Below are 2,393 nucleotides of genomic sequence, written 5' to 3' on the forward strand. Positions count from 1 at the left end.
GAGAGTTTTAATGCCGGTTTTTCATCTTTTTTCAATACTCAAATTCGTTTATAACAATGAATTATAAACTGTCATTGCTGAAAAGTCGAGATTGCTTTAAATAAGAATTTTAAAGCCGACATACGATTTGCAGACGAGCTTCAATCCATTGAAACAAGCGTAAAAAAGATTAGTGAGCGTATGCGAATCATTTAATCTTTTTAGTGCGTGAGATGAGAATTGAACGTCGAAAATCGCAGTCTTGACGTTTTTGGTTCGTTTTTGCGTCAAGGAAAAAATGAATGTAAAATCCTTTTTATCACATGAGTATTAATCAAAGCTTATCATTTAGCTGTCATTCTGAGCCTGTCTCAGAATCGCATCCAATATATCATTTCGAGATATCGAGAAATCTTTTGTCACTTTTTTTCGTCAAAAAAACTAACGAAAAAAGACTTGTCTTTGATTTTCGACGGTCAAAATTAGTTTCAGCCATTGAATGTTTTAAATCATTTGCTACGCAAACAGTAAAACATTTTAACCATGACTTTCAACTTTTTGACACTCGTCTCCAAATCATATGACATTTTTATGATCCTTTTTCCAATATTTAAATACATAATACATTTCACAAATCTAAAATCTCAATTCTCCCATCTAAAATCAATCCTCTTTCTCAACCTTAGTCTTAATCTGAATACATAATACTTTATACATCACAACTACTACATTTTACAATTCTAAAATCTCAATACTAATATCTAACATCTACTATATACATCTTCTAAATCTGATTTTTAGAATCGAAAAATAAATATTATTCTTTAATCAATGCTAAATTATCACTCTTTAATTTTATTTTCAACCAGTTATGCAATAGATTTTCATCAATTTCTTGTTCTGAATGATATATCACTATTGGTTTTGCTTTTAAACTATCACTATAATGTTGAATAATCCCAAAATAAACATAACGTATTGAAGGAAACAAGGATTTTATTTCACGTTCAGTAGTAGCATCTCCAATTTTTTTTTGTTCTATTTGTGTTTTTAATTGTTGTATTTGTAAATCTTTTTCTGTTACGTTTAGCTGATTTTTATTTATTTCACTTAATATTTCTTGTTTTAAATCACTATTATTTTGTCGAACAACTAAAGTTGTATTCTCTAAACCAAAATCCGCTAGCTTATTATTAAATTCTTTTATTTGTAAACTATCATATTTCTCTGTTAAAAATGCAAGTTCAATACGTTTTGGATTTGATCTAAAGTTTACATTTTTATAAATAATAGTTTTACCTTTCAACTGAAACTCTTTTTGGATAAATGTATTTACGTTTTGTGTATATCTTTTTTCTTGTAATAGATTATAGGCTAGATAGAAACTAGGTAAAATTAATAAAGACATCAAAACAGTTATAGTTAGTCGTACTTTTTTGTCTAGTGCAGGGTTTTGGGTTTGTATTGGCTTATATTTCAAATATTTCAATACCAAAAATGTAGATAAGGCAATAAAAAAACAATTTATACTATATAAATATAATGCACCCGCTAAAAACTTAAAGTTGAGAGTTGCTAAACCAAAACCTGCTGTACACAATGGTGGCATTAATGCAGTAGCTATTGCTACCCCTGGTATTGGGTTACCTTTCTCAATTCTTGTTATTGATATAGCTCCTACGACACCTCCAAAAAAAGCAATTAGGACATCATAAATTGTAGGCGATGTTCTGGCTAATATTTCTGACTCTACTTCTTTAAATGGGCTTAAATAAAAATATAAACACGAAACTACCAATCCAGCTAATGTTGCAATAAACAAATTCTTAGTAGATCGCTTTAATAGGGTAAAATCATAAGTTGCTAATGCAAAACCAGAACCTACAATTGGTCCCATTAAAGGTGAAATTAACATAGCTCCTATAATAACTGCTGTTGAATTAACATTTAAACCTATTGAAGCTATCAAAATAGCACATGCTAAAATCCATAAATTTGCTCCTTTAAATGAGATATTACTTTGTACATCCTCTTTGACCTTATTCTTATCTTCTTCTCCAATATGTAGATTGAGCAATTTGTATATTCTATTCATAGACATTTTATTGATATTAATTGTCGTACTTCATCACTACGTAGGCATTAAATATAATTATTTTAGTTTTGATTTTAGTATTTAATAAGGTGTTTTTACTTTAAATGAACATAAAGTCTATTTAGATTATAAAATTTTTCTCATTCCCCTAATTTTGATTTAGATCGGGATCATTAGTATAGCTTAAAAGTTGATAGAACTCTTTTTTTATCAGTTAAATGAGATGGTTCAATTTTTCCATTTAACCAAGGTCTTCATACTTTTATAAATCGGTGTCTCATTCTTAAATCTTAAACATACCAATGAAATTTTGATTGAA

Annotated in this window: 1 protein-coding gene; it reads right to left on the reverse strand. The window is 28.2% G+C overall.

The window, feature by feature from the left end:
* Positions 1-796: 796 nt before the first annotated feature.
* Positions 797-2,074, reverse strand: coding sequence for a DUF389 domain-containing protein (locus B4G36_RS10990; protein WP_038337098.1), 1,278 nt, complete (start codon positions 2,072-2,074; stop codon positions 797-799).
* Between the last annotated feature and the right edge of the window lie 319 nt (positions 2,075-2,393).

Origin of the sequence: Empedobacter sp. UBA3239 (genome assembly GCF_002362875.1) — a bacterium.
GTDB lineage: Bacteria > Bacteroidota > Bacteroidia > Flavobacteriales > Weeksellaceae > Empedobacter > Empedobacter falsenii_B.

Excerpts from the sequence above, each read along its gene's own strand:
- B4G36_RS10990 (WP_038337098.1), bottom strand. The coding sequence starts at position 2,074 with ATGAATAGAATATACAAATTGCTCAATCTACATATTGGAGAAGAAGAT.